At 59.6% G+C, this 20177-nt stretch carries 18 protein-coding genes and 1 pseudogene; 12 read left to right on the top strand and 7 right to left on the bottom strand.

Annotated elements, in window-relative coordinates; all coding sequences use genetic code 11:
* Positions 1 to 28: 28 nt before the first annotated feature.
* Genes derI through tkt form a run of 5 tightly spaced genes read right to left on the bottom strand, consistent with a single transcriptional unit; the run spans position 29 to position 5380 of the window.
* On the bottom strand, positions 29 to 484 hold the full coding sequence (gene derI / locus A3AY_RS0127200) for a D-erythrulose-4-phosphate isomerase (RefSeq protein ID WP_026203874.1): 456 nt from the start codon (positions 482 to 484) through the stop codon (positions 29 to 31).
* Positions 485 to 496: 12 nt separating this feature from the next.
* A complete protein-coding gene (locus A3AY_RS0127195) occupies positions 497 to 1267 on the bottom strand; it encodes a triose-phosphate isomerase (RefSeq protein WP_018328836.1) in 771 nt (256 codons plus the stop codon).
* 43 nt (positions 1268 to 1310) lie between these two features.
* Positions 1311 to 2360, bottom strand: a complete 1050-nt coding sequence (gene fba / locus A3AY_RS0127190) for a class II fructose-bisphosphate aldolase (protein WP_018328835.1) — start codon at positions 2358 to 2360, stop codon at positions 1311 to 1313.
* Between the two features lie 6 nt (positions 2361 to 2366).
* Positions 2367 to 3389, bottom strand: coding sequence for a class 1 fructose-bisphosphatase (locus A3AY_RS0127185; RefSeq protein ID WP_018328834.1), 1023 nt, complete (start codon positions 3387 to 3389; stop codon positions 2367 to 2369).
* Positions 3386 to 5380, bottom strand: coding sequence for a transketolase (gene tkt, locus A3AY_RS0127180; RefSeq protein WP_026203873.1), 1995 nt, complete (start codon positions 5378 to 5380; stop codon positions 3386 to 3388). Before tkt ends, A3AY_RS0127185 begins: the two co-directional genes overlap by 4 nt.
* A gap of 413 nt (positions 5381 to 5793) precedes the next feature.
* Here tkt and A3AY_RS0127175 point away from each other — a divergent pair, with 413 nt between their 5' ends.
* The 12 genes and pseudogenes from A3AY_RS0127175 to A3AY_RS38310 all read left to right on the top strand — a co-directional run.
* Complete coding sequence (locus A3AY_RS0127175) at positions 5794 to 6924, top strand: substrate-binding domain-containing protein (protein WP_018328832.1); 1131 nt, start codon at positions 5794 to 5796, stop codon at positions 6922 to 6924.
* 55 nt (positions 6925 to 6979) lie between these two features.
* The gene (locus A3AY_RS0127170) at positions 6980 to 8563 is read left to right on the top strand and encodes a sugar ABC transporter ATP-binding protein (protein ID WP_018328831.1); all 1584 of its coding nucleotides are present in this window, start codon (positions 6980 to 6982) and stop codon (positions 8561 to 8563) included.
* Positions 8553 to 9530 (top strand): ABC transporter permease, encoded by a 978-nt coding sequence (locus tag A3AY_RS0127165; RefSeq protein ID WP_018328830.1) that lies wholly within the window; start codon positions 8553 to 8555, stop codon positions 9528 to 9530. Before A3AY_RS0127170 ends, A3AY_RS0127165 begins: the two co-directional genes overlap by 11 nt.
* A gap of 28 nt (positions 9531 to 9558) precedes the next feature.
* The gene (locus A3AY_RS0127160; RefSeq protein ID WP_018328829.1) at positions 9559 to 10419 is read left to right on the top strand and encodes an NAD-dependent epimerase/dehydratase family protein; all 861 of its coding nucleotides are present in this window, start codon (positions 9559 to 9561) and stop codon (positions 10417 to 10419) included.
* Positions 10420 to 10447: 28 nt separating this feature from the next.
* A complete protein-coding gene (locus tag A3AY_RS0127155) occupies positions 10448 to 11158 on the top strand; it encodes a GntR family transcriptional regulator (RefSeq protein WP_018328828.1) in 711 nt (236 codons plus the stop codon).
* 17 nt (positions 11159 to 11175) lie between these two features.
* The gene (locus A3AY_RS0127150) at positions 11176 to 12285 is read left to right on the top strand and encodes an isocitrate/isopropylmalate dehydrogenase family protein (protein WP_018328827.1); all 1110 of its coding nucleotides are present in this window, start codon (positions 11176 to 11178) and stop codon (positions 12283 to 12285) included.
* Complete coding sequence (locus A3AY_RS0127145) at positions 12282 to 12611, top strand: putative quinol monooxygenase (protein ID WP_018328826.1); 330 nt, start codon at positions 12282 to 12284, stop codon at positions 12609 to 12611. The genes A3AY_RS0127150 and A3AY_RS0127145 overlap by 4 nt, the downstream gene beginning before the upstream one ends.
* The gene (locus A3AY_RS0127140) at positions 12608 to 13318 is read left to right on the top strand and encodes a haloacid dehalogenase type II (RefSeq protein ID WP_018328825.1); all 711 of its coding nucleotides are present in this window, start codon (positions 12608 to 12610) and stop codon (positions 13316 to 13318) included. Before A3AY_RS0127145 ends, A3AY_RS0127140 begins: the two co-directional genes overlap by 4 nt.
* 14 nt (positions 13319 to 13332) lie before the next feature.
* A complete protein-coding gene (locus A3AY_RS0127135; protein WP_018328824.1) occupies positions 13333 to 14811 on the top strand; it encodes an aldehyde dehydrogenase in 1479 nt (492 codons plus the stop codon).
* 3 nt (positions 14812 to 14814) lie between these two features.
* The gene (gene otnK / locus A3AY_RS0127130; RefSeq protein WP_018328823.1) at positions 14815 to 16089 is read left to right on the top strand and encodes a 3-oxo-tetronate kinase; all 1275 of its coding nucleotides are present in this window, start codon (positions 14815 to 14817) and stop codon (positions 16087 to 16089) included.
* On the top strand, positions 16086 to 16733 hold the full coding sequence (otnC, locus tag A3AY_RS0127125) for a 3-oxo-tetronate 4-phosphate decarboxylase (protein WP_026203872.1): 648 nt from the start codon (positions 16086 to 16088) through the stop codon (positions 16731 to 16733). The genes otnK and otnC overlap by 4 nt, the downstream gene beginning before the upstream one ends.
* Positions 16734 to 17111: 378 nt before the next feature.
* A pseudogene (locus A3AY_RS38310) lies at positions 17112 to 17309 on the top strand (DUF3422 family protein); the annotation flags it as partial.
* A 220-nt stretch (positions 17310 to 17529) separates the two neighbouring features.
* On the opposite strand, the gene A3AY_RS0127115 reads toward A3AY_RS38310, so the two are convergent.
* Both A3AY_RS0127115 and A3AY_RS0127110 read right to left on the bottom strand, forming a co-directional pair.
* Positions 17530 to 18960: an aldehyde dehydrogenase family protein gene (locus A3AY_RS0127115; RefSeq protein ID WP_018328820.1), complete on the bottom strand. Its 1431-nt coding sequence runs from the start codon at positions 18958 to 18960 to the stop codon at positions 17530 to 17532.
* Between the two features lie 30 nt (positions 18961 to 18990).
* Positions 18991 to 20106, bottom strand: coding sequence for an NAD(P)-dependent alcohol dehydrogenase (locus tag A3AY_RS0127110; RefSeq protein WP_018328819.1), 1116 nt, complete (start codon positions 20104 to 20106; stop codon positions 18991 to 18993).
* Between the last annotated feature and the right edge of the window lie 71 nt (positions 20107 to 20177).

The raw sequence follows: 20177 nt of genomic DNA, 5'->3' as shown, positions 1-20177 counted from the left end.
GCGAACAGATGCTTGCACATCTTCCCAACTAGCGAGCGTGGTATTTCGTATCGACCTCATCGATCGCCGCAACATTGCTCGCCGAGCGACCGTTCTCGTCGAATTTCTGGGCGAGGAAGGAGTCGACAATAGACTTCGCGAGCTCCGGCCCGATGACGCGGGCGCCCATGGTGATGATCTGGGCGTTGTTCGACAACGCCGCCCGCTCCGCGGAGTAGGTGTCGTGCGCAAGGGCTGCCCTTATGCCCGGTACCTTGTTGGCCGAAATGCAGACGCCGATCCCGGTGCCGCACACGAGGATGGCCTTGTCATAGGTGCCGTCAAGCACTCCGTTGGCGATCCTGTCGGAGAGGTTCGCATAGAAAGCGTCGAGACCGGTGTCGGTTCGGGATACTTCGAACACCTCGAAACGCTCCTTGAGATAATCGGCGAGGACCTTAGCGAGGCCTTCGCCCGCGCTGTCGCCTGCTACTGCAACTTTCATTTTCATCACTCCTCAGATTTTGGCCGCGCACTTTTCGAGGATGTCGAGGTAGCCCTCGATCTTCCAGGCCGAGCGGCCAATGAACAGCCCATCGACATGAGGGCAGGATATGAGCTCTTCGCAGTTGTCCGCGTTGACCGAACCGCCGTAGAGGCAGGGAATGCGCCGGCCGAGCACGGCTTCCGCGAACGCGATGATCTCGGCCTGGCGGGCGTCGGCGTAGTCCGCTGTCGCGGGGATCCCATTGACGCCAATGGCCCAAACAGGCTCGTAGGCAAGCAGTATCGGTTTTTCCTTCTGGTGGGTGGAAAGGCTTCCCAATGCGCCGCGAACCTGGCGCTCGAGGACGTCGCGGGCTCGCCCGGCCTCGCGTTCGGGAAGTGTCTCCCCTATGCAGAGGAGCGGGATCAAGCCGTGGCGAACCGCCGCCTCGACTTTCAGCCCTACCGTCACGTCTGTCTCGCCGAAATGTTCACGCCTCTCGGAGTGACCAAGTTCGACGATGTCGAGGTTGCAGTCCTTAAGCATCACGGGGGAAATCTCGCCCGTCCAGGCGCCCTCGTCGTCCCAGTGCATGTTCTGCGCGCCGACCTTCACCGACGTGTCCGCCAACGTGGTCTTCACTTCTCGGACAACAGTGAAAGGAGGGATGACAAAGCGCTGGATGCGCGGATGGGACGTGATGTCTGCGGCCCTGAGACCGTGCGCAAATTGCGCGGCATCGGCAAGCGTCTTGTTCATCTTCCAGCTGGTGCCAATCCAGAGGGTTTTCTTTTCGGTCATGTCCCGCTTCACCACGTTTGCGTTCGAATGGATGTTGGCCGACCTAGAGCGAGCCGGCTTGATACCGCTTCGCCATTTCCGCGAGCGGCACGACGTTAATAGAGCTTGCGCGCCCTGCCGTTCCGAAAGCTTCGAATCTCTCGCGGCACAGCTTTGAAAGCGCCGTCATTGCTGGCTTCAAATATTTGCGAGGGTCGAATTCTGTCGGATCTTCGGACAGCACTCGGCGGACCTGGCCGGTCATTGCCATGCGGCAATCCGTGTCGATGTTGACCTTTCGCACGCCATGCCGAATGCCGCGCAGGATTTCCTCGAGCGGCACGCCCCAGGTCGGCTTCATCCGCCCGCCGAAGCGATTGAAGATCTCTTGCAACTCCTCCGGCACGCTTGACGAACCGTGCATGACGAGATGGGTATTCGGAAGTTTCCGGTGGATCGCCTCGATAACATCCATTGCCAGCACGTCACCGTCCGGCCGGCGTGAGAACTTGTAGGCGCCATGGCTGGTGCCCATTGCGACGGCAAGCGCATCCACCTTGGTCTCTTCGACAAACTTCGCGGCTTCCTCCGGATCGGTCAGAAGCTGATGCGGATCGAGCTTGCCTTCGACACCATGACCGTCTTCTGCCTCGCCCGTGCCGGTCTCAAGCGAGCCCAGGACGCCGAGCTCTCCTTCTACCGAGACCCCTGCCCAATGGGCCGTGTCGCTGACGCTTCTCGTGACCTTGACGTTGTAGTCCCAGTCGGCCGCGGTTTTCCCGTCAGCAAGGATCGATCCGTCCATCATGACGGAAGTAAAGCCGTGCTGGATCGCAGTGACGCAGGTGCTCGGTTCGTTTCCGTGGTCAAGATGGACGCAAACGGGGATATTGGGATAGATCTCCGTCACCGCATCCATCATGTGCTTGAGCATGATGTCGTTGACGTAGGCTCGGGCCCCGCGGCTCGCCTGCAGGATGACAGGCGCATCCGTTGCAGCGGCCGCTTCCATGATGGCAAGCGCCTGTTCCATGTTGTTGATGTTGAACGCCGGGACGCCGTAGCCGTGTTCGGCGGCATCATCCAGCAGCTGGCGGAGAGTAATCCTGGCCATGAAGTGTCACTCGCTGGTTGGATTGGAATCGAGATAGCTTGCGATCAGGTCGACCTCCGTCGCCGAACCGAAAACGAGCGGCGTGCGGCAATGGTGAGAGGTTGGGATCTTGTCCAGAATTGCGGTCGTGCCGTCGGTGGCCCGCCCACCGGCCTGCTCCATCAGGAACGCGATCGGGTTTGCTTCATACACCAGGCGAAGGCGCCCATTTTCGTAGCCCGGTCGCTTGTCAGCAGCGTAGAAGAAGACGCCACCTCTGAGCAGGATCCGGTGGAGCTCTCCGACTGCCGATCCGAGCCAGCGCATGTTGAAATCGCGACCGCGCGTTCCCTCCTTGCCAGCCAGACAATCCTGAAGATACAGGCTCATAGCAGGGTGAAGATGACGGTGGTTGGAAGCGTTATATGCAAGCTCGGACGTGTCGCGAGGTATCTGTACCTGCCTTTTGACGATCAGGAACTCGCCGGTTTGGGGATGCATCGTCGCCAGCAGCACACCCTCTCCGACCGAGAAACCCAGATCGACCGTGTTGCCGAATGAGACATAACCGGCGGCGGCTTGTCGCTTCCCGGGGGCCAAAAACGGGTCTTCAGTTTCGCTGAATGGAATGATCGAGAAGATCGTGCCGACGGGCGTGCCCAGCCCGACATTGCCTGAACCGTCGATCGGATCGATTGCGGCCGCAAAGCGCTGGCCATTGAGCATAACTGGCGCGTCGGCCTCCTCGGACAAGACCCGCGCGGCCCCTGCGCTTGCGAGTATTTCGATGAACAACTCGTGCGACGCGATGTCGATTGCCTTTTGCGCATCACCGCCGGTATTTGATCCGACAAGGCGGGCCGGATCGCCCTCCAGGGAACCCGCCGCGATGCGTGCGGATAAAAGACCGGCGGCATCCAACACACCGTTTATTAGAGCCGCCACCCCCTGACGGGACACATCCTCACCAGCCCAGGCCGAGAGGTACTCATCGACAGAACCATACTGGACGCGCGCATCGTCATTTCCGAGTGTCGCCGGCGCGCTCATTGCTTGCCCCTTATCCTTGCTAGGGCGCGCGTGACGATTGCGTCACGCGTGATCCCGAATTGCTCGTATAGCGTCTCGGCCGGCGCAGACGCTCCGAAGCCGGACATCCCGATCACGTCGTCTTCGCTGTCGACATACCTGGTCCAGCCGAACTTCGAGAGCGCTTCCACGGCAATGCGCGGTGCCTTCCCGAGGACCGAGCTGCGGTAGTCTTTGGGCTGTTGTTCGAAAAGATCCCAGCTCGGCATCGAAACGACCGCGGCCGGAAAGTTTTCAGCCTCAAGCTCTTCAGCCGCCTGGATCGCAAGCGCGACCTCCGTTCCGGTGGCGATGATTGTGATGGCACGTTCGCTGCTGGCTTCCCGCAGCACATAGGCTCCCCGTGCGCAGCGATTGATGCCGTCACGCTGGGTGCGCAGTTGTGGGACATTCTGCCGCGAGAGCGCCAGAACCGACGGCGTGTTCTTGCTGGTTATGGCAAGATCCCAGCATTCCAGCGTCTCGATGGTGTCCGCGGGCCGGAATACATGCAAGTTCGGCATTGCCCTGAGGCTGGCGAGATGCTCGACGGGCTGGTGGGTCGGACCGTCTTCGCCAAGACCGATCGAATCATGCGTCATCACGAAGATAGAGCGGACGCCCATCAGAGCCGCCACACGAATGGCGTTGCGGCAATAATCGGAGAAGACGAGGAACGTGCCGCCATACGGTATGACGCCGCCGTGAGCCGCCATACCGTTCATCGCGGCGGCCATGGCGAACTCCCTCACGCCATAGCTGACATACCGCCCGCTTGCAGCGGCGGTGAAATCGCTGTCGACGGCCGGAACCCGGGTCAGGTTAGAGTGGGTGAGGTCAGCGGACCCGCCGATCATTTCGGGAAGCAGCTCCGTCAGCGCTTCCAGTGCGATCTGGCTCGCCTTACGCGTTGCCACTGATTGCGGCTTGTCGAGCAGCTTTGCCTTGGCGGCGTTCACCGCTTCGGCGTATCGCGCCGGCAATGAGCCGGCGGTGCGGCGTTGAAACTCACTTCTGACATCTGCGCCCGCTGCTTCGAGCCGCGCTTGCCAGTCCTTGCGCGCCTTGGCGCCCTTCGCGCCGACTTCGCGCCAAGTTTTGAGGATCGGAGCAGGAATCTCGAAAGCGTCCGCCGTCCAGCCATAGGCTGCCTTTGTCGCGGCGGCTTCGCTGGCGCCGAGCGGTGCACCATGTACGGAGCTTGTTCCCGCCCTTGACGGAGAGCCGTATCCGATGATGGTTTTCAGAGCGATGAGGGATGGCCTGGATGCTTCCGCCTTCGCCTGCGAGATCGCCGCGTCGATCGCGTCCGGATCATGACCGTCAACGCGCTGTGTGTGCCATCCGTATGCGTCGAACCTCGCGAGCACATCTTCCGAAAACGCGATTGCGGTCGAGCCGTCGATGGTAATGGAGTTATCGTCGTAAAGGACGATCAACTTGCCGAGCTGAAGGTGGCCGGCCAGCGAAGCAGCTTCCTGACCAACGCCTTCCATGAGACATCCATCTCCACAGAAGACGTAGGTCCGGTGATCGACAAGTGCTGCGCCAAATTCCGTTGATAGGCGCCGCTCCGCGATCGCCATTCCGACAGCCGACGCGATCCCCTGTCCGAGCGGCCCGGTGGTCGCCTCGACACCAGCGGTGTGGCCGTATTCGGGATGACCTGGCGTTTTGGAGCCCCATTGGCGGAAGTTGCGAACCTCCTCAATCGTCATGTCTTCGTACCCGGTGAGGTGGAGAAGGCTGTAGAGCAGCATCGAGCCATGGCCGTTCGACAGGACGAAACGATCGCGGTCCGGCCAGCCAGGTTCGATTGGATCGAACTTGAGGTGCCGGCCGAACAGCACCGCCGCCGCATCAGCCATACCCATGGGCATTCCGGGGTGCCCGGACTTTGCGGCTTCAACCGCGTCGATTGACAGGACTCGGATAGCGCTCGCGAGATCGCGGATCGAAACTGCTGCTGTCAATTCTTCCTCCCTCAGAAACCGCGACTAATGTGGCGCACTATTTCAAATATCACAACAATTAAATCACAAAATCACGCCTGCTTTGTGATAAATTCGACAAAATCACACTTTGTTGCCGAAAATTCGTGTGCTGACATCATACCTCATACCTTATACCTTTGTATCTGCGCAATAGCTTTTGTTGGCTGACACGTTGATCGAGAGCCGGAGTCACGGGGCGATCTTCTTCCATCCCTTTGGTGGCGAACGGACGAGATGATCACGTAACAGATTGAAACCATCCCAAATCCGGGATGCCCGAGCCGGTTCGCTATGCTTCTGGTCATTTCTTCAGTTGACACCTTTTATAAATGCGTTAACGTATACGTTATTGCATTCGAGGAGCTCAATAGGCCTTAATGGGAGGAACCAAGATGCCTTTGACCACGCGCAAGTCCCTACAGATGATCGCCCTTGCCACTGCCCTCGGCGGTAGCGCAGCCTATGCGCCCAGCGCTTTCGCGGTCGATATCGATAAACAGATCAAGGATATTGAAAGTCACCCGGCAAGCGGGCCCAATGGCGAGAAAGCGACCCTCGCGAGCGACCTGAAGCTATCTGCCGAAGAGATCGAAAAGATCAAGGCGAAGCATGCCAAAGCGGCGATTGTGATGCACTACACGGCGTCTGACTGGGCCAAGGCCCAGATGGCCGGGCAAAAGAAGGCGCTGGAAGAGCTCGGTGTCGAAATCGTTGCGACGACTGATGCTGGATATCGCGCGGAGCAGCAAGTTTCAGACATCGAAAGCGTCATGGCGCTCAAACCTGATGTCATGATCACCGTTCCCGCCGAACAGTCAGCCACGGCGGCAGCATACAAGAAAGCTGCTGCCGCTGGCATCAAGATCATCTTCCTTGACCAGACCGGCGCCGGGATGAAGGCTGGCAAAGACTATGTGAGCCTCGTCTCTTCCGACAACCGTGGCATGGGAAAGGTCGCCGCACTGCTCATGGCCAAGGCGCTCGACGGCAAGGGCGAAATCGGTCTCATCCCGCATGCGTCCGACCTTTTTGCCACCAAAGAACGCGTTGTCGGCTTCAAGGAAGCGATCAAGGATTATCCCGATATCAAGGTCGTGCAGGAGACCGGAGTCGGAGGCCCCGATTTCTCAAGCGAATCCGAGCGCGTCGCCTCCGCAATGCTGACGGCGCACCCGAACCTCAATGGCATCTGGGCGGTGTGGGACGTTCCAACGGAAGGCGTTCTGTCAGCGGCGCGCGCAGCGGGCGCGTCCAAGAACCTCGTCATCACCACTTGCGACCTTGGCGTCAACATCTCGATCGACATGGCAAAGAAGGGTTACGTCAAGGGAACGGGCTCTCAGCGTCCCTACGGCGCCGGCTATGCCGAGGGCATCCTTGCGGGATACGCCCTTCTCGGAAAGGACGCGCCTCCCTACGTCGTGCTCCCGGCCCTTGCCGTGACCCGCGATAACCTGATCGAGGCGTGGCCGCAGTCTAACGGCGACCAGGCACCGACGATTCTCACCGACGCAATGAACTAACGGTGCGCGGGAGCGGCTCCGGCCGCTCCCCGTCCCAAAGCGGCGGACAACGACCATGAACACTCAAGCAGTCACCGAAACCCTCGCCGCCGTCAGGATGAGCGACGTGAGGAAATCGTTTGGCGGCGTGCACGCATTGCGCGGCGTCAACCTGGCGATCCAAACCGGAACAATCCATGCGCTGGTCGGCGAAAATGGTGCCGGCAAGTCCACCCTGTTGAAGATCCTGCAGGGTGTGGTCACACCCACGGAGGGATCCATCGAGGTTTTTGGCGAGCACATGTCGTCAAACTCTCCGGAGAATTCCCGCAGGCTCGGCATCGAGATGATCTTCCAGGACCTCAGCCTGATCCCCACCCTCTCGGTCGCCCAGAACATCTTCCTGAACCGGGAGCCCCGCCGCCTGTCGATCTTCGTAGACGAGCGCAGGGAAATCGCACAGGCAGCCGAGATCATCGGCCAGCTCAACCTCAGGGTTGATCCGAGGACACCTGTTTTTGAACTCAGCCCCGGCCAGGCCCAGCTGACCGAAATCGCCAAGGCCATCCACCAGGACGCCAGGATCCTTATCCTTGACGAACCGACCTCGTCGCTGAGCGCACAGGAAGCCGACACTCTGTTCGGCATGTTGAAGAAGCTCACTGCGGCGGGAACAGCCGTGATCTACGTTTCGCACCGCATGACCGAGATCATGACCATCGCCGACGAGATCACGATACTGCGCGACGGTCAGAACGTGACCTCCGGGAAAACATCCGAATTCACACTCGACTCGATCGTGCAGCACATGGTCGGCAAGCGTGTCACCGGCTTCCAATACCAGGCGCGCCCCATTGATCGCAACGGCAAACCCGCGCTGAGCGTACGTGGCCTTTCGGGCCCCTCGGGAAAACCCAACGATGTCAGCTTCGACGTCCACAAGGGCGAGATTGTGGGAATAGCAGGTCTCATGGGCGCGGGCCGGAGCGAGCTTGCCCGCCTCCTTTTCGGCGTCGATAAGAAAACTGGGGGAACCGTAGAACTCGGCGGCACTGCCGTTGAGTTCAAGTCGCCTTCGGATGCCATCAAGGCCGGCATCGTGCTAGTTCCGGAGAGCCGCCACGAGGAAGGTCTGGTTGTCGAGCACAGCGTCGGCGACAATCTTGGACTGCCGCAGATCGGTCAGCTCGTCCGCGGTCCCTTCATCGACCGTCGACGCGAGGGAACGCTGACCTCCGATCTCATCAAGCAACTGAGGATCAAGACGCCGTCCGCTGACAACAAGGTCAGGAACCTTTCAGGCGGCAACCAGCAGAAGATCGTTATCGCCAAATGGCTGGCGGTTGATCCCTCGGTTGTCATTCTCGACGAACCGACAGCAGGCGTCGACATCGGTTCAAAGGCCGAGATCGTAGAACTCATTCGGACCGTCGCCTCCTCCGGGAAGTCCGTCATCGTCATCTCGTCGGAACCTGCCGAGCTTCTGGCAACGAGCGACCGCATCCTTGTCATGAACAACGGACGACTCGTGCGCGAAATCGAGCGCGACGAAATCGAGAGCTGGGCCACGACTGCCGGCGACGAAACCCAATCTCCGCTGATCCGCACCGAACTCGGTCTGCAGGTCGCAATTCAGAAGGCAACTCAAAATGTCCACTGAAGCCAAGACATTGAACACAGAGGCGGATGCAACCCACATGCGGCCGTGGCACAGCAACTGGCGCGACTACGTCGTCTACATCGGCTTCGTCGTCATCTTCATCGTCTTCGCCGTCCTGCTGCAGGATCGCGGATTCCTATCTTCGAACAACTTGCTCAACATCCTGCGGCAGACTGCGATCGTCGCCATCGTTTCCATGGCAATGTCGTTCGTTCTCTCGGCGGGCGAGATCGACCTCTCCGTCGGAGCCATTGCGGGACTGTCGTCGGTGGTCGCTGGCCTGGTGCTGAGCCAGTATGGTCTATTCCCCGGCATTCTCGCGGGCTTAGCCCTCGGGCTGCTGGTAGGCGCCATAAACGGCGGTCTAACTGCCTATCTCAACATCCCGTCGTTCTTGGTGACGCTCGGCATGATGGGGATCGCGCGAGGGGTCGGAATGTGGGTGAGTGGCACCTCGCCTGTTCCGATCATCAACGACACGTTCATTTTCATCTTTGGTTCCGGCAACATCGGCCCTGTTCCCGTCCTCGTTGTCTGGGTCGCCATTCTGGGTATCGTCGCCCATATCGCGCTCCGCAAGACACCGTTCGGCCGCAAGGTAATGTCGGCAGGCGGAAACTCGATCGCGGCTCGCTACAGCGGCGTCGATGTCCGGAAAATCAAGTTCCAGGTGCTGCTACTGACGGGGATGGCCGCTGCAATCGCGGGCATGCTCTATGCTGGACGCCTGCAGTCTGGACGCTTCCAGCTTGGCGAAGGCGACGAGCTGTCTGTCATCGCAGCCGTGGTTCTCGGCGGCACCAGCCTATTCGGCGGACGCGGCACCGTGATCGGTTCCATCGTCGGTGCCCTGCTCATCGGTGTCATCAACAACGGTCTTATCCTTGGCGGCCTCGACTACAGCCAGCAGCTCATCGCGCGCGGAATGCTCATCATCCTGGCCGTCGCGGTCGGCCGAAGCCGCTAACGAGGAAGGTCTACGGAGGTATTACGATATGAGAGTTTTAGTAACAGGCGGCAGCGGCAAACTGGGTAGAGCCACGATCAAGCATCTGGTTGAGAGCGGCCACGACGTCATCAACGCGGATACGATCGCTCCGCCAGAAAACCTCTGCCCCTTCGTCAAGGTCGATTTCGAGGACATGCGCGCCACGATCGAGGCGATCAGTGGCTTTGATTGGGACCACAATCGCAACACTGAAGCCGTCGTGCATCTGGCCGCTGTGCCGATGCCGGGACGCGTTGCACCTGCTGACGTTTTCCGGGTCAACACCATCTCGACCTTCAATGTTTTCGAGTCATGCCGATTGCTCGGCATCAAAAACATCGTGTGGGCGTCGAGCGAGACCCTGCTCGGCATTCCTTACGAGATCAAGCCTGACTATCTGCCGGCGGACGAGAATTACCAGTCGCGCCCGGAAACGTCCTATTCCCTCTCGAAGCATCTCGGCGAGGAGATGGCAAAGCAGTATTGCCGATGGGACAGCCAGCTCAAGATCGTTTGCCTACGCTTCTCCAACGTTATGGATGAGAGCGAGTATGCCGACTTCCCGGCCTTCGAGCAGAACCCTGGCAGCAGACGCTTCAACCTTTGGACCTATATCGACGCCCGCGACGGGGCACAGGCGATCCGACGCTCGCTCGAGTGGAGCGGCAAAGGTGCCGAGGTCTTCATCATCGCAAACGACGATGGGGTCATGACCACCTCCAACGAGGAACTCGTCAGGACGTGGTATCCGGGGGTCTCGTTCAAGAAGCAGATCGGGAAGAACGAAACCTTGCTGTCCATCGACAAAGCAAAGAGCGTTCTCGGATACCAGCCTGAACATAGCTGGCGAAAATATGTAGGCTCCTGAGAAATCAGCCTGCTTGAAGGGAAAGAAAATGCCGACCAGGAAACAGACAGCGCCGGTCTCCGAGATCAAAGAGGACGCCTTCGCGAAAACAATGACCGCGACAGCGCACCTTCGGTTGCGGCAGCTCATCCTGGATAACAAGTGGGCGCCCGGTTACCAGGCGACCGAACAGGAAGTCGCCTCCCAGTTGGGAATGAGCCGGACGCCCGTGAGGGAGGCGCTCATGCGCCTCCAGCAGGACGGACTTGTTTCGGTGATCCCCAGGCATGGAATGCGGGTCCTGCCGATTTCTATTTCTGACATGAAGGAAATTTACGAAATCCTGACGTCGCTGGAGAGTACGGCAGCAGAGCTGGCCGCCAGCCGCCATCTTTCCGAGGATCAACTCCGGGGTCTCGAAAAGGCTACGGCCGATATGGACCATGCGCTTTCGCAAGATGACTTGGAGCGCTGGGCGCAGGCGGACGCGAGATTTCATGAGCAACTGCTCGAACTTGGCGGCAACCAGATGCTCAAGTCGGTGGTCCTCAATTTCATCGACCGCGCACATCGCGTCAGGATGGTGACGCTGAAGATGCGTCCTAAGCCCGTCAACTCAACCCGCGAACATGCAGAACTCGTGCAGGCGATCCGCGAAGGCGATCGCGAAAAGGCACGAAACATTCACAAGGCGCACCGGGAGCGGGCAGGCAAGGAACTGCTCGACCTCCTCGAGCGCCTCGGCCTCAACCACCTCTAGGACAGGTTTCATATATCATGTTGAACAACACCCTCAAGATCGCAGTCCTTCCCGGCGACGGGATCGGCAGGGAAGTCATGCCTGCCTGCCTGGAATTGATCGACGCCGCCGTCGGCCAGGCGGGCGCGCCACCGCTCGTGTTCGAGACGCATCAGGCCGGGGCGCAGCACTACGCGGAAACCGGCGAGGCCCTGCCCGCCGCCGCGCTCGAGGCCTGCCGGACATCCGACGCAATCCTCTTCGGCGCGATGGGCTGGCCCGACATCCGCTTCCCGGACGGAACGGAAATCATTCCGCAGCTCGACCTTCGCATGGAGTTCGGCCTGTTTGCGGGTGTCCGTCCGATCCGGTGGTTTCCCGGTCTCCCGAAAGTGCTGTCCGATCCTCGCGCCGAAGGAATCGACTTCGTGCTGGTCCGCGAGCAGACAGAAGGCCTGTTTTATGCGCGCGGGCGCGGCGAGGTGCTGAACGACCAAGAGGCCTACGACACGATGCAGATCACGCGGGCCGGCACCGAGCGCGTTACCGAATTCGCTTTCCAGCTCGCCGCCCAGCGCAAGCGTCGCGGCAAGCCCGGCACGGTGACCTGCGTCGACAAGGCGAATGTCTTCAGTTCGATGGCTTTCTTCCGCAAGGTCTTCGATGAGATCGCCGCCAAGCACACCGAGTTGCAGAGGGACTATGCCTATGTCGACGCGCTGGCGCTCAACATGGTGAAGAGGCCCTGGACGCTCGACGTGCTGGTGACCGAGAACATGTTCGGCGACATCCTTTCCGACCTTGCGGCCGGTCTGATCGGCGGCATGGGGATGGCCCCTTCGGCGGACATCGGCGATACCCACGGCCTCTTCCAGCCGGCACACGGGACCGCTCCCGATATCGCGGGCAAGGGCGTCGCCAATCCGGGCGCAATGTTCCTGTCGGGAGCGATGATGCTGGACTGGCTGGCGGTGAAGCACGGCGATCAGCGGCTTGCTGACGCCGCCGGGTTGATCGAAGCGGCGGTCGAGCACACCTTGTCGACCAAGATCGCGGTTCCAATGGAGTATGGCGGAAGCGCCAATTGTGCGGAGATGACGCGCAGCGTGATCGGCGCTCTGGGTGCCGTCCGCAAGGAGGTCGCATGAGTTCGGCATCCACAGGCTTTGTCGTGGTCGTAGAGTTCGTCGTTCGAAGCCAGTTCGCCGATGATTTCCATGCGGCGACGATCGAGAATGCGGCGACGTCGCTGCGCGACGAACCGAACTGCGAAGTGTTCGATGTCTGCCGCGATCCTGAGCGGCCGGAGCGCACCTACCTCTATGAAGTCTACGGTTCAAGAGCCGATTTCGACTTCCACCTGAAGACGCCGCACTTCATGAGCTTTGATGCGATGGTTCGAGACTGGGTGGCCGACAAGCGAGTGGAAACGTTCGAGCGCGTTTCGTCCCACCAGAAGGAGGGCGCTAGATGACCAGCAGCGTCAAGGCGATTGTCTTCGACACGTTCGGCACGGTCGTCGACTGGCGGGGTTCAATCATCCGCGATCTCACCGACTGGGGCGCGGCGGAGGACCTGCAGATCGACTGGGCCGGCCTCGTCGACCGCTGGCGAGACCGTTACAATCCCCAGAAGGCGCGCGTGCGCAGCGGCGAGTTGCCGTGGACGAACCTCGACGAACTCCACTTCGATGCCTTGAAGGCAGTGTTCGCAGAGATGGAACTGGCCGAACTCGACCACGACCGGATGATGCACGTCAACAGGGTCTGGCATCGCCTGGACGGCTGGCCCGACGCATCGCGCGGGCTGCACCGGCTGAAGTCGAAATTTATCATCGGCCCGCTGTCCAACGCCAATGTCGCGATTCTCGTCAACATGGCAAAGCATGCCGACTTGCCCTGGGACAACGTGTTCTCCTGCGAGCTTTTCCAGCATTACAAGCCCGATCCGGAGACCTACCTCGGGGTCTGCAAACTCCTTTATCTGGAGCCCGGGGCCGTCATGATGTGCGCTGCCCACAATTACGACCTTGCCGCCGCGCGCAGCCTTGGCCTTAAAACCGCATTCATCGCACGACCCACCGAATACGGCGAGGGTCAGACCACCGACCTGACAGCCGAGCAGCGCTGGGACTACGTCGCCGACGATCTCGAAGACCTCGCCCGACAACTCGGATGCTAGAAGAGAGAAAGACAATGCAGACATATAAGATGTTCATCGACGGCAAGTGGGAAGACGCTTCCAACGGAGACACGTTCGAGACGAAGAACCCTTTCAACGGGCAGACCTGGGCCGCTATTCCGAAGGGCGGCAAGCAAGACGCGGAACGAGCCGTCGAGGCTGCGCACCGCGCCTTCACGAGAGGTGCGTGGCCGAAGCTCACCGCGAGCGCCCGCGGACATCTTCTTCGGCGTCTTGGCGACCTGATCGCCGAGAATGCGGAGCATCTCGCGACGATCGAGGTTACGGACAACGGCAAGCTCATCAACGAGATGCTGTTTCAGCTCAAGTACATCCCGCAGTGGTACTACTACTTCGGCGGGCTGGCGGACAAGATCGAAGGAGCGGTCATCCCGATCGACAAGGCGGACACCTTCAACTTCACTCGAAACGAGCCGCTCGGCGTCTGCGTCGGGATCACGCCGTGGAACTCCCCTCTCCTGCTGCTCGCCTACAAGCTGGCGCCGGCTCTCGCCGCAGGTAACACCTTCGTGGCAAAGCCCTCGGAGTTCACGTCTGCTTCGACCCTTGAGTTCGCAAAGCTCGTCGAACAGGCTGGCTTTCCCGCGGGCGTCTTCAACGTCGTCACAGGGTTCGGCGCGGATGTCGGCGAGACGCTAACGACCCATAAGCACGTCGCCAAGATCGCTTTCACGGGAAGCGAAGGCACCGGGCGCAAGATCGGCGAGCTTGCAGCACGCAACTTCAAGAAGGTTACGCTTGAACTCGGCGGCAAGAGCCCGCACATCGTCTTCGACGATGCGGAGATCGACAATGCCGTGAATGGGGTGATCTCCGGCATTTTCGCTGCCACCGGACAGACATGCATCGCGGGCTCAAGACTGCTCGTGCAGCGCAAGATCCACGACCAATTCCTCGAGAAGATCGTCAACCTCGCAAAAACAGCGAGAATGGGCGATCCGTTGTTGACGTCGACGCAGGTTGGCCCGGTGACGACGCCGCCGCAACTCGAGAAAATCCTGGGCTACATCGACATTGCAAGAGGCGAAGGCGCCGAATGCGTTCTCGGCGGGGGGCGGCCGGACAATGCCGAGCTGTCCAAGGGCTGGTTCGTTGAACCCACGATCTTCTCCGGTGTCCGAAACGACATGCGCATCGCGCAGGAGGAGGTTTTTGGCCCGGTTCTGGCGGTCATCCCCTTCGACAGCGATGAGGAAGCCGTGCATATTGCCAATGACACCAATTACGGGCTGGCGGCGGGCTTCTGGACGCAGGACATGCGTCGTATCCTGAAAGTTTCGGCCGCCATCCAGGCGGGTACGGTCTGGGTCAACACCTACCGCGTCATCAGCTATATGTCGCCCCTTGGAGGCTACAAGCACTCCGGCATCGGTCGAGAGAATGGCATCGCCTCGATCCAGAACTACATGCAGACGAAGAGCGTGATGATCTCGACCGCTGAAGATGTCGCCAACCCCTTCATCATGAGGTGATCCATGGTGGCCGCCGGAAAGTTGCTGGTCGGCTGCGTGGCCGACGATTTCACGGGAGCGACCGACGTCGCGAACATCTTCGCGCGCGCCGGCCTCAAAACGACGGTGCTGATCGGCGTTCCTGAAGACGACCGGGACATTGACGCCGACGTAATCGTTGTCGCCCTCAAGACTCGAACGACACCTCCGCAAATGGCGGTCGAGGAGTCCCTGGTCGCGCTGCGATGGCTGCGTGGCCGTGGCGCGCAAAAGTACTACTTCAAGTATTGCTCGACGTTCGATTCCACGGCGAAGGGCAACATCGGCCCGGTCGCCGACGCGATGCTTGCGGAGCTTGGCCAATCCATAACGATCGCCTGCCCCGCGTTTCCGGCCAACGGCCGGACGGTTTACAAGGGCAACCTGTTCGTCGGCGACGTGCCGCTGGACGAGTCCGGCATGCGCAATCATCCGCTGACGCCGATGATAGACGCGAACCTGCTACGGGTGCTCGGGCCGCAGTCGCGGGCCGAAATCACCGGATGCTATTACGAGACGGTGAAGCACGGGGCTTCCGCCATCGCGGAATGGGCCGCCCCCATTCACGGCGACGGCACGCGTATTGTCGTCGTCGACGCCCTGGCTGACGAGGACCTTGTCGAGATTGCCCAGGCGTTCAAGCATCTCGTGCTATTCACCGGGGCGTCGGGCCTTGCATATGGTCTGGCGCGCGTTCTTCTTGCCGGCGGGAACAGTCGCGACGCTGCCGTTACGACTGACTTGGACGAAGGCTACAGGGCCGTCGTCTCCGGTAGCTGCTCGGTCGCTACCAACGGACAGGTAGAGACGATGCTCGCCGACCACGAGGGATTTCGCGTCGACGTCTCGAAGCTGGCGGAGGGAGGCGACGTCGTCGGCGAGGCCCTCGAGTGGGCGTCTTCTCGGCTGGGCCGCAAGCCTGTTCTCATCTATGCGACGGCTCTGCCTGACGAGGTGAAGGAAAACCAACGCAAGCTGGGCGTCGCGCAGTCTGGCGAGATGGTCGAGGCCGCCCTCTCCTCAATCGCGCGAAGGCTCGTCGAGAAGGGTGTGAGCGAACTCATCGTCGCCGGCGGCGAGACGTCGGGAGCGGTGGTGAAGTCGCTCGGCGTCGACCAGCTCTCGATTGGCAACGAAATCGCCCCCGGAGTTCCGTGGGTACACGCAAAGAGCCAGGGGCGACCTCTGTCGCTCGCGTTGAAGTCGGGCAACTTCGGCGAACGGGACTTCTTCATGGACGCTTGGGACCGGCTACGATGATGGGCTCCATATCCGAAGAGACGAAGGTACGCGACGAGATGGTCGAGGTCGGCCGCTCGCTCTTCGACCGCGGGCTGACCGCAGGATCGACCGGCAACATCAGCGTCCGGCTGTCGGGCGGTCGCATTCTGATGACGCCGACCAACGCCTCGCTGGGCGCCCTCGATCCAGCGCGGCTCCCCTGCTTTTCGGCGGAAGGTGTGCATGTCGGAGGTGACAAGCCCACCAAGGAGGCGTTCCTCCACAAGTGCATGTATTGCGGCAAGGACGATCGCCGAGCCGTCGTCCACCTGCATTCAACCTATTCGGTTGCCGTCAGCTTGCTGAAGCAGGTCAACGAGCGCGACGTTCTGCCGCCCCTGACCGCCTACTATGTCATGCGTATCGGCTTTCTGCCGCTCGTGCCGTATTTTCCTCCCGGCGACGAAGCGCTGGCGGCGGCGGTGGGAGCCGCCGCCGCGAACCATCATGCGGTGTTGATGGCAAACCATGGACCGGTCGTCGCGGGCAAGTCCCTAAAGGACGCCCAGTACGCGACTGAGGAGTTGGAGGAAACGGCGAAGCTCTTTTTGCTCTTGCAGAACCACGAGGTCCGGCCGCTCACCGCCGAGCAGAGGACCACCTTGCTCAATCTTTCCAAGTGACTGAGAGGCTTTTCGCGGACCAGATAGAAATGAAGCGTGCTCAGAGGGGAGAATTGGCGCGACGAAGCCTTTTGTAAGAAGCCTGAGCGTACTGCGACCTTTTGAAGTGAGGACTTCCGGATCAAAGAATCCTTTACACCCGCGGGGGCTTTCAAGTTGATTGCATCCGCTTCATATAGGATCGCCAATTCATGTGCTTTTGGAAATGGGGAAGATGAACGTGACTTCTAAGGGCGCAGAAGAAGAAGCTTCCCCAACGACATCCGTCCCAGCACCGCGTGTCTCCAGTCCAGCTGCATGCAAACCAGAGACGCAGATTTTAACTCCGAGCTTTACGCTCGACCGTCCATTTATTTCGACGGTCCCGCGATCGTTGAGCAGGTTAAGATCGAGCGCGCGGTCGAAGGCTTTTCGATCATCGCAATCAGCTATTATCTGCTGAGCTTGCTGAAATTTATATATGAGACAGCAGACCACGCTGGGTTCCATAACGACCCGGTGATTATGCTCGTTGCTGTTCCGATAGTTGTGGGAGCTGTTGCGATCACTATCCTCCGCGTTAAGCATGCTTTGAAAGACAGAGAGCTAGGCTCGTTGCCCAGTCGCGGTGAGTATTCGTGGGATTACGGCAGGCACCGACAATGTCGCGTGAAAACTACCGCAGTTGATGTTCGACCGCCACATCACACCCGCCCTATGGAATTGGCCGTCACGCGGGCGGGCGGCTCACGTGACGGTATAAATCCTATTTTGCTAACGCCGAGCGGTTAACACAAATGCTGTGGGTGGACGAATCTCACGCTACCGTCGCTATCTTCTTCGTCACGATCGTTTGTGCGTTGGTGAATTCCAAGAGCCCTTGGATCGCATTCTCCACACCAATACCGGACTGCTTGTGCCCTGAGAAAGTAGCGTGCGGTGAAAAGGCATGGATCTCGTTGATCCAAATGGTTCCACATTCTAACCGCTCGGCAATCTTGCGAGCAGCGGAGGGGTCGGCCGACCAAACTGACCCTCCGAGCCCGTAGATTGTGTCGTTGGCACGCACAACCACATCGTCCAGATCCGAGAACTTGAGCAATGGCAATACGGGGCCAAATGCCTCCTCTACGACCACCCGCGCATCATCGGGGGGATTGTCGACTATTGCAACGGGCACGAAATAACCCTTGCCTTCCGGTACATCGCCGCCGAGCAGAAACTTGAGTCCCTTATCGCGAGCATCGGCAAGAAGATCTTTCACTTTCTCGAACTGCATTTTATTTTGAATCGGGCCGAGATCGACGCCCTGCTCTGATCCGTCTCCAAGCTTCACCGTCTTGGCATACTCAACCAGTTCGTGACTCAACGCGTCATAAATGTCGGCGTGAACAAATAGTCTCTTCGCCGCAACGCAAAGCTGTGCGCTATTTTGAAAAGCCGCCCAGAATATTTCCTTGGCAACCACCTTAGGATCGACATCCGGCAAAACAATCGCTGCATCGTTGCCGCCCAGTTCCAAGGTGATGCGTTTCAACGTTCCGGCTGCGCTTTCCATGATGCGCTTGCCGGTTTGGGTGGAGCCTGTGAAGGAGATTTTGCCGATGTCGGGATGATTGGTCATTAATTGCCCGAGTTCATTTCCGCCGGATACGACGTTGAGAACTCCTGGAGGCAAGACATCACGCATCATCTCACCGATCTTGAGCGTGGCGAGTGGTGTGTATGGTGATGGTTTTACGATGATGGTGTTACCGGCAAGAAGTGCGGGTAGTACCTTCCAGATGGCCAAAAGAATGGGGTAGTTCCACGGTGTGATCGCTCCAACCACCCCGATTGGAACGTGCCGCGTTTCGACGGTGCGTTCCGCCGAATCCTCGGCGATGTGAACAGGCAATTCTTGCTTAGCAATCTCGCGGCACCAGATAATTGCGCCAGTTAATTCCCATTCGGCTCCCGAACGAGGCTTGCCTTGTTCGCGAGTTAGAAGGCGCATAAGCTCCTCCTTGTGCTGTTCTAGCCTCTCGCCAATCGCCGCCACAAGTGCCTGGCGTTCGGCTGGTGGCCTGTTGCTCCATCCGGGAAATGCCGCGCGGGCCGCTACGACTGCCGCGTCGAGTTCTTCGCGGCCTGCAGAGGGTACCTGGGCGATGATCTCCTCGGTCGCCGGGTTGAGCACAGCTGCGGTCTTGTTGGCGGAAACGGCCACGCCGCCGATCGTCATTGTATAATCACTGTCAAAATTCATAGGCTTCGCTCCTATTCAATGAAGTAGGAATCAGGCGGACTTCCGCGGGCGCAGAACAGGCTTCAGTACTTTGCCGCTCTCCGAGGCAGCACAAGCTTCGTTGATTTCGTCGAGGTCATAGAACTCGATAAGCTTGTCGAACGGGAATCGTCCCTGCTTCCACAACTCGATGAGCTGAGGAATGAAGGTGTCAGGTACACTTTCTCCTTCAATCACCCCGCGAATGGTGCGCCCAAAAAGAATGCTGTTCATGTCAAACGTCACTTCCGTGCCCAGAGCAGCGGCTCCGACCAGGGCGCAAACTCCCGTTAGTCGTAAGCAATCTACGGCCTGTCGGAAAACTGCTGGGATAGAAGTGCACTCGAGTGAGTATTGGACACCGAGTCCGCCAGTCAATTCTTGGATGGCTTTTACGACATCGCCGGTCCGGCCGTTGATCACATGGGTTGCTCCCAGCTCCTTCGCCAATTGGAGCCGCCCATCATTTATATCGACGGCTACGATCGTCGTGCAGCCAACAACTTTGGCAGCCATAACGGCGGCGAGACCAACGGAGCCGGCCCCAAATATTGCGATGCTTGTCCCGGCAACAGGGCGAAGCGCATTCATAACCGTGCCGGCGCCCGTTGAGATGCCACACCCCAAAGGGCCCATGATTTCCAACGGAACACCCTTATCGATCTTGACGACGTTGCGCTCCGTAGCAAGTGCATGCGTGCCGAACGAAGACTGGCGGAAGAAACAACCGCTGACGCGCTCTCCGTTGCAGCAGTGGTAAGGCGTCGAACCGTCACTCCGGCCGCCGCCAAAATTATAACCGAAGAATTCGAGGCAGTAGCCCGCCTCACCTTTTTGGCAGTTCTCACACTTGCCACATGAACCAAATGCTAGCACCACGTGATCGCCGGGCACCACTTTAGTTACGGCGGACCCGACCTTGAGCACAACGCCCGCACCTTCGTGTCCAAGGACAGCAGGCAACGGTGTCGGGTAATATTGGTCTCGAACAACTATGTCGGTGTGACATACGCCAACTCCGACGACTTCGATCACAACCTCATCGGGTCGCGGATCTTCGAGCTCCAGTTTTGTAATTTCGAACGGCTGCGATTTGCCTCTTACGACGGCCGATGTGCATTCGAACATGTCGCCTCTCTCCCAGTTGCAAACATAATGTCATTCACACGCACGACCCCCTCGCCGTGATGAGAATATGA

It is taken from the genome of Rhizobium giardinii bv. giardinii H152 (assembly GCF_000379605.1).
Classification (GTDB): domain Bacteria; phylum Pseudomonadota; class Alphaproteobacteria; order Rhizobiales; family Rhizobiaceae; genus Pararhizobium; species Pararhizobium giardinii.
The sequence above is the reverse complement of the archived record's forward strand: the minus strand, read 5'-3'. Positions and strand labels throughout refer to the sequence as shown.

Bases quoted from the DNA above. Each gene is read 5' to 3' on its own strand.
- derI (WP_026203874.1), bottom strand. From the start codon at position 484: ATGAAAGTTGCAGTAGCAGGCGACAGCGCGGGCGAAGGCCTCGCTAAG.
- A3AY_RS0127195 (WP_018328836.1), bottom strand. From the start codon at position 1,267: ATGACCGAAAAGAAAACCCTCTGGATTGGCACCAGCTGGAAGATGAAC.
- fba (WP_018328835.1), bottom strand. From the start codon at position 2,360: ATGGCCAGGATTACTCTCCGCCAGCTGCTGGATGATGCCGCCGAACAC.
- A3AY_RS0127185 (WP_018328834.1), bottom strand. From the start codon at position 3,389: ATGAGCGCGCCGGCGACACTCGGAAATGACGATGCGCGCGTCCAGTAT.
- A3AY_RS0127175 (WP_018328832.1), top strand. From the start codon at position 5,794: ATGCCTTTGACCACGCGCAAGTCCCTACAGATGATCGCCCTTGCCACT.
- A3AY_RS0127170 (WP_018328831.1), top strand. From the start codon at position 6,980: ATGAACACTCAAGCAGTCACCGAAACCCTCGCCGCCGTCAGGATGAGC.
- A3AY_RS0127165 (WP_018328830.1), top strand. From the start codon at position 8,553: ATGTCCACTGAAGCCAAGACATTGAACACAGAGGCGGATGCAACCCAC.
- A3AY_RS0127160 (WP_018328829.1), top strand. From the start codon at position 9,559: ATGAGAGTTTTAGTAACAGGCGGCAGCGGCAAACTGGGTAGAGCCACG.
- A3AY_RS0127155 (WP_018328828.1), top strand. From the start codon at position 10,448: ATGCCGACCAGGAAACAGACAGCGCCGGTCTCCGAGATCAAAGAGGAC.
- A3AY_RS0127150 (WP_018328827.1), top strand. From the start codon at position 11,176: ATGTTGAACAACACCCTCAAGATCGCAGTCCTTCCCGGCGACGGGATC.
- A3AY_RS0127145 (WP_018328826.1), top strand. From the start codon at position 12,282: ATGAGTTCGGCATCCACAGGCTTTGTCGTGGTCGTAGAGTTCGTCGTT.
- A3AY_RS0127140 (WP_018328825.1), top strand. From the start codon at position 12,608: ATGACCAGCAGCGTCAAGGCGATTGTCTTCGACACGTTCGGCACGGTC.
- A3AY_RS0127135 (WP_018328824.1), top strand. From the start codon at position 13,333: ATGCAGACATATAAGATGTTCATCGACGGCAAGTGGGAAGACGCTTCC.
- otnK (WP_018328823.1), top strand. From the start codon at position 14,815: ATGGTGGCCGCCGGAAAGTTGCTGGTCGGCTGCGTGGCCGACGATTTC.
- otnC (WP_026203872.1), top strand. From the start codon at position 16,086: ATGATGGGCTCCATATCCGAAGAGACGAAGGTACGCGACGAGATGGTC.
- A3AY_RS0127115 (WP_018328820.1), bottom strand. From the start codon at position 18,960: ATGAATTTTGACAGTGATTATACAATGACGATCGGCGGCGTGGCCGTT.
- A3AY_RS0127110 (WP_018328819.1), bottom strand. From the start codon at position 20,106: ATGTTCGAATGCACATCGGCCGTCGTAAGAGGCAAATCGCAGCCGTTC.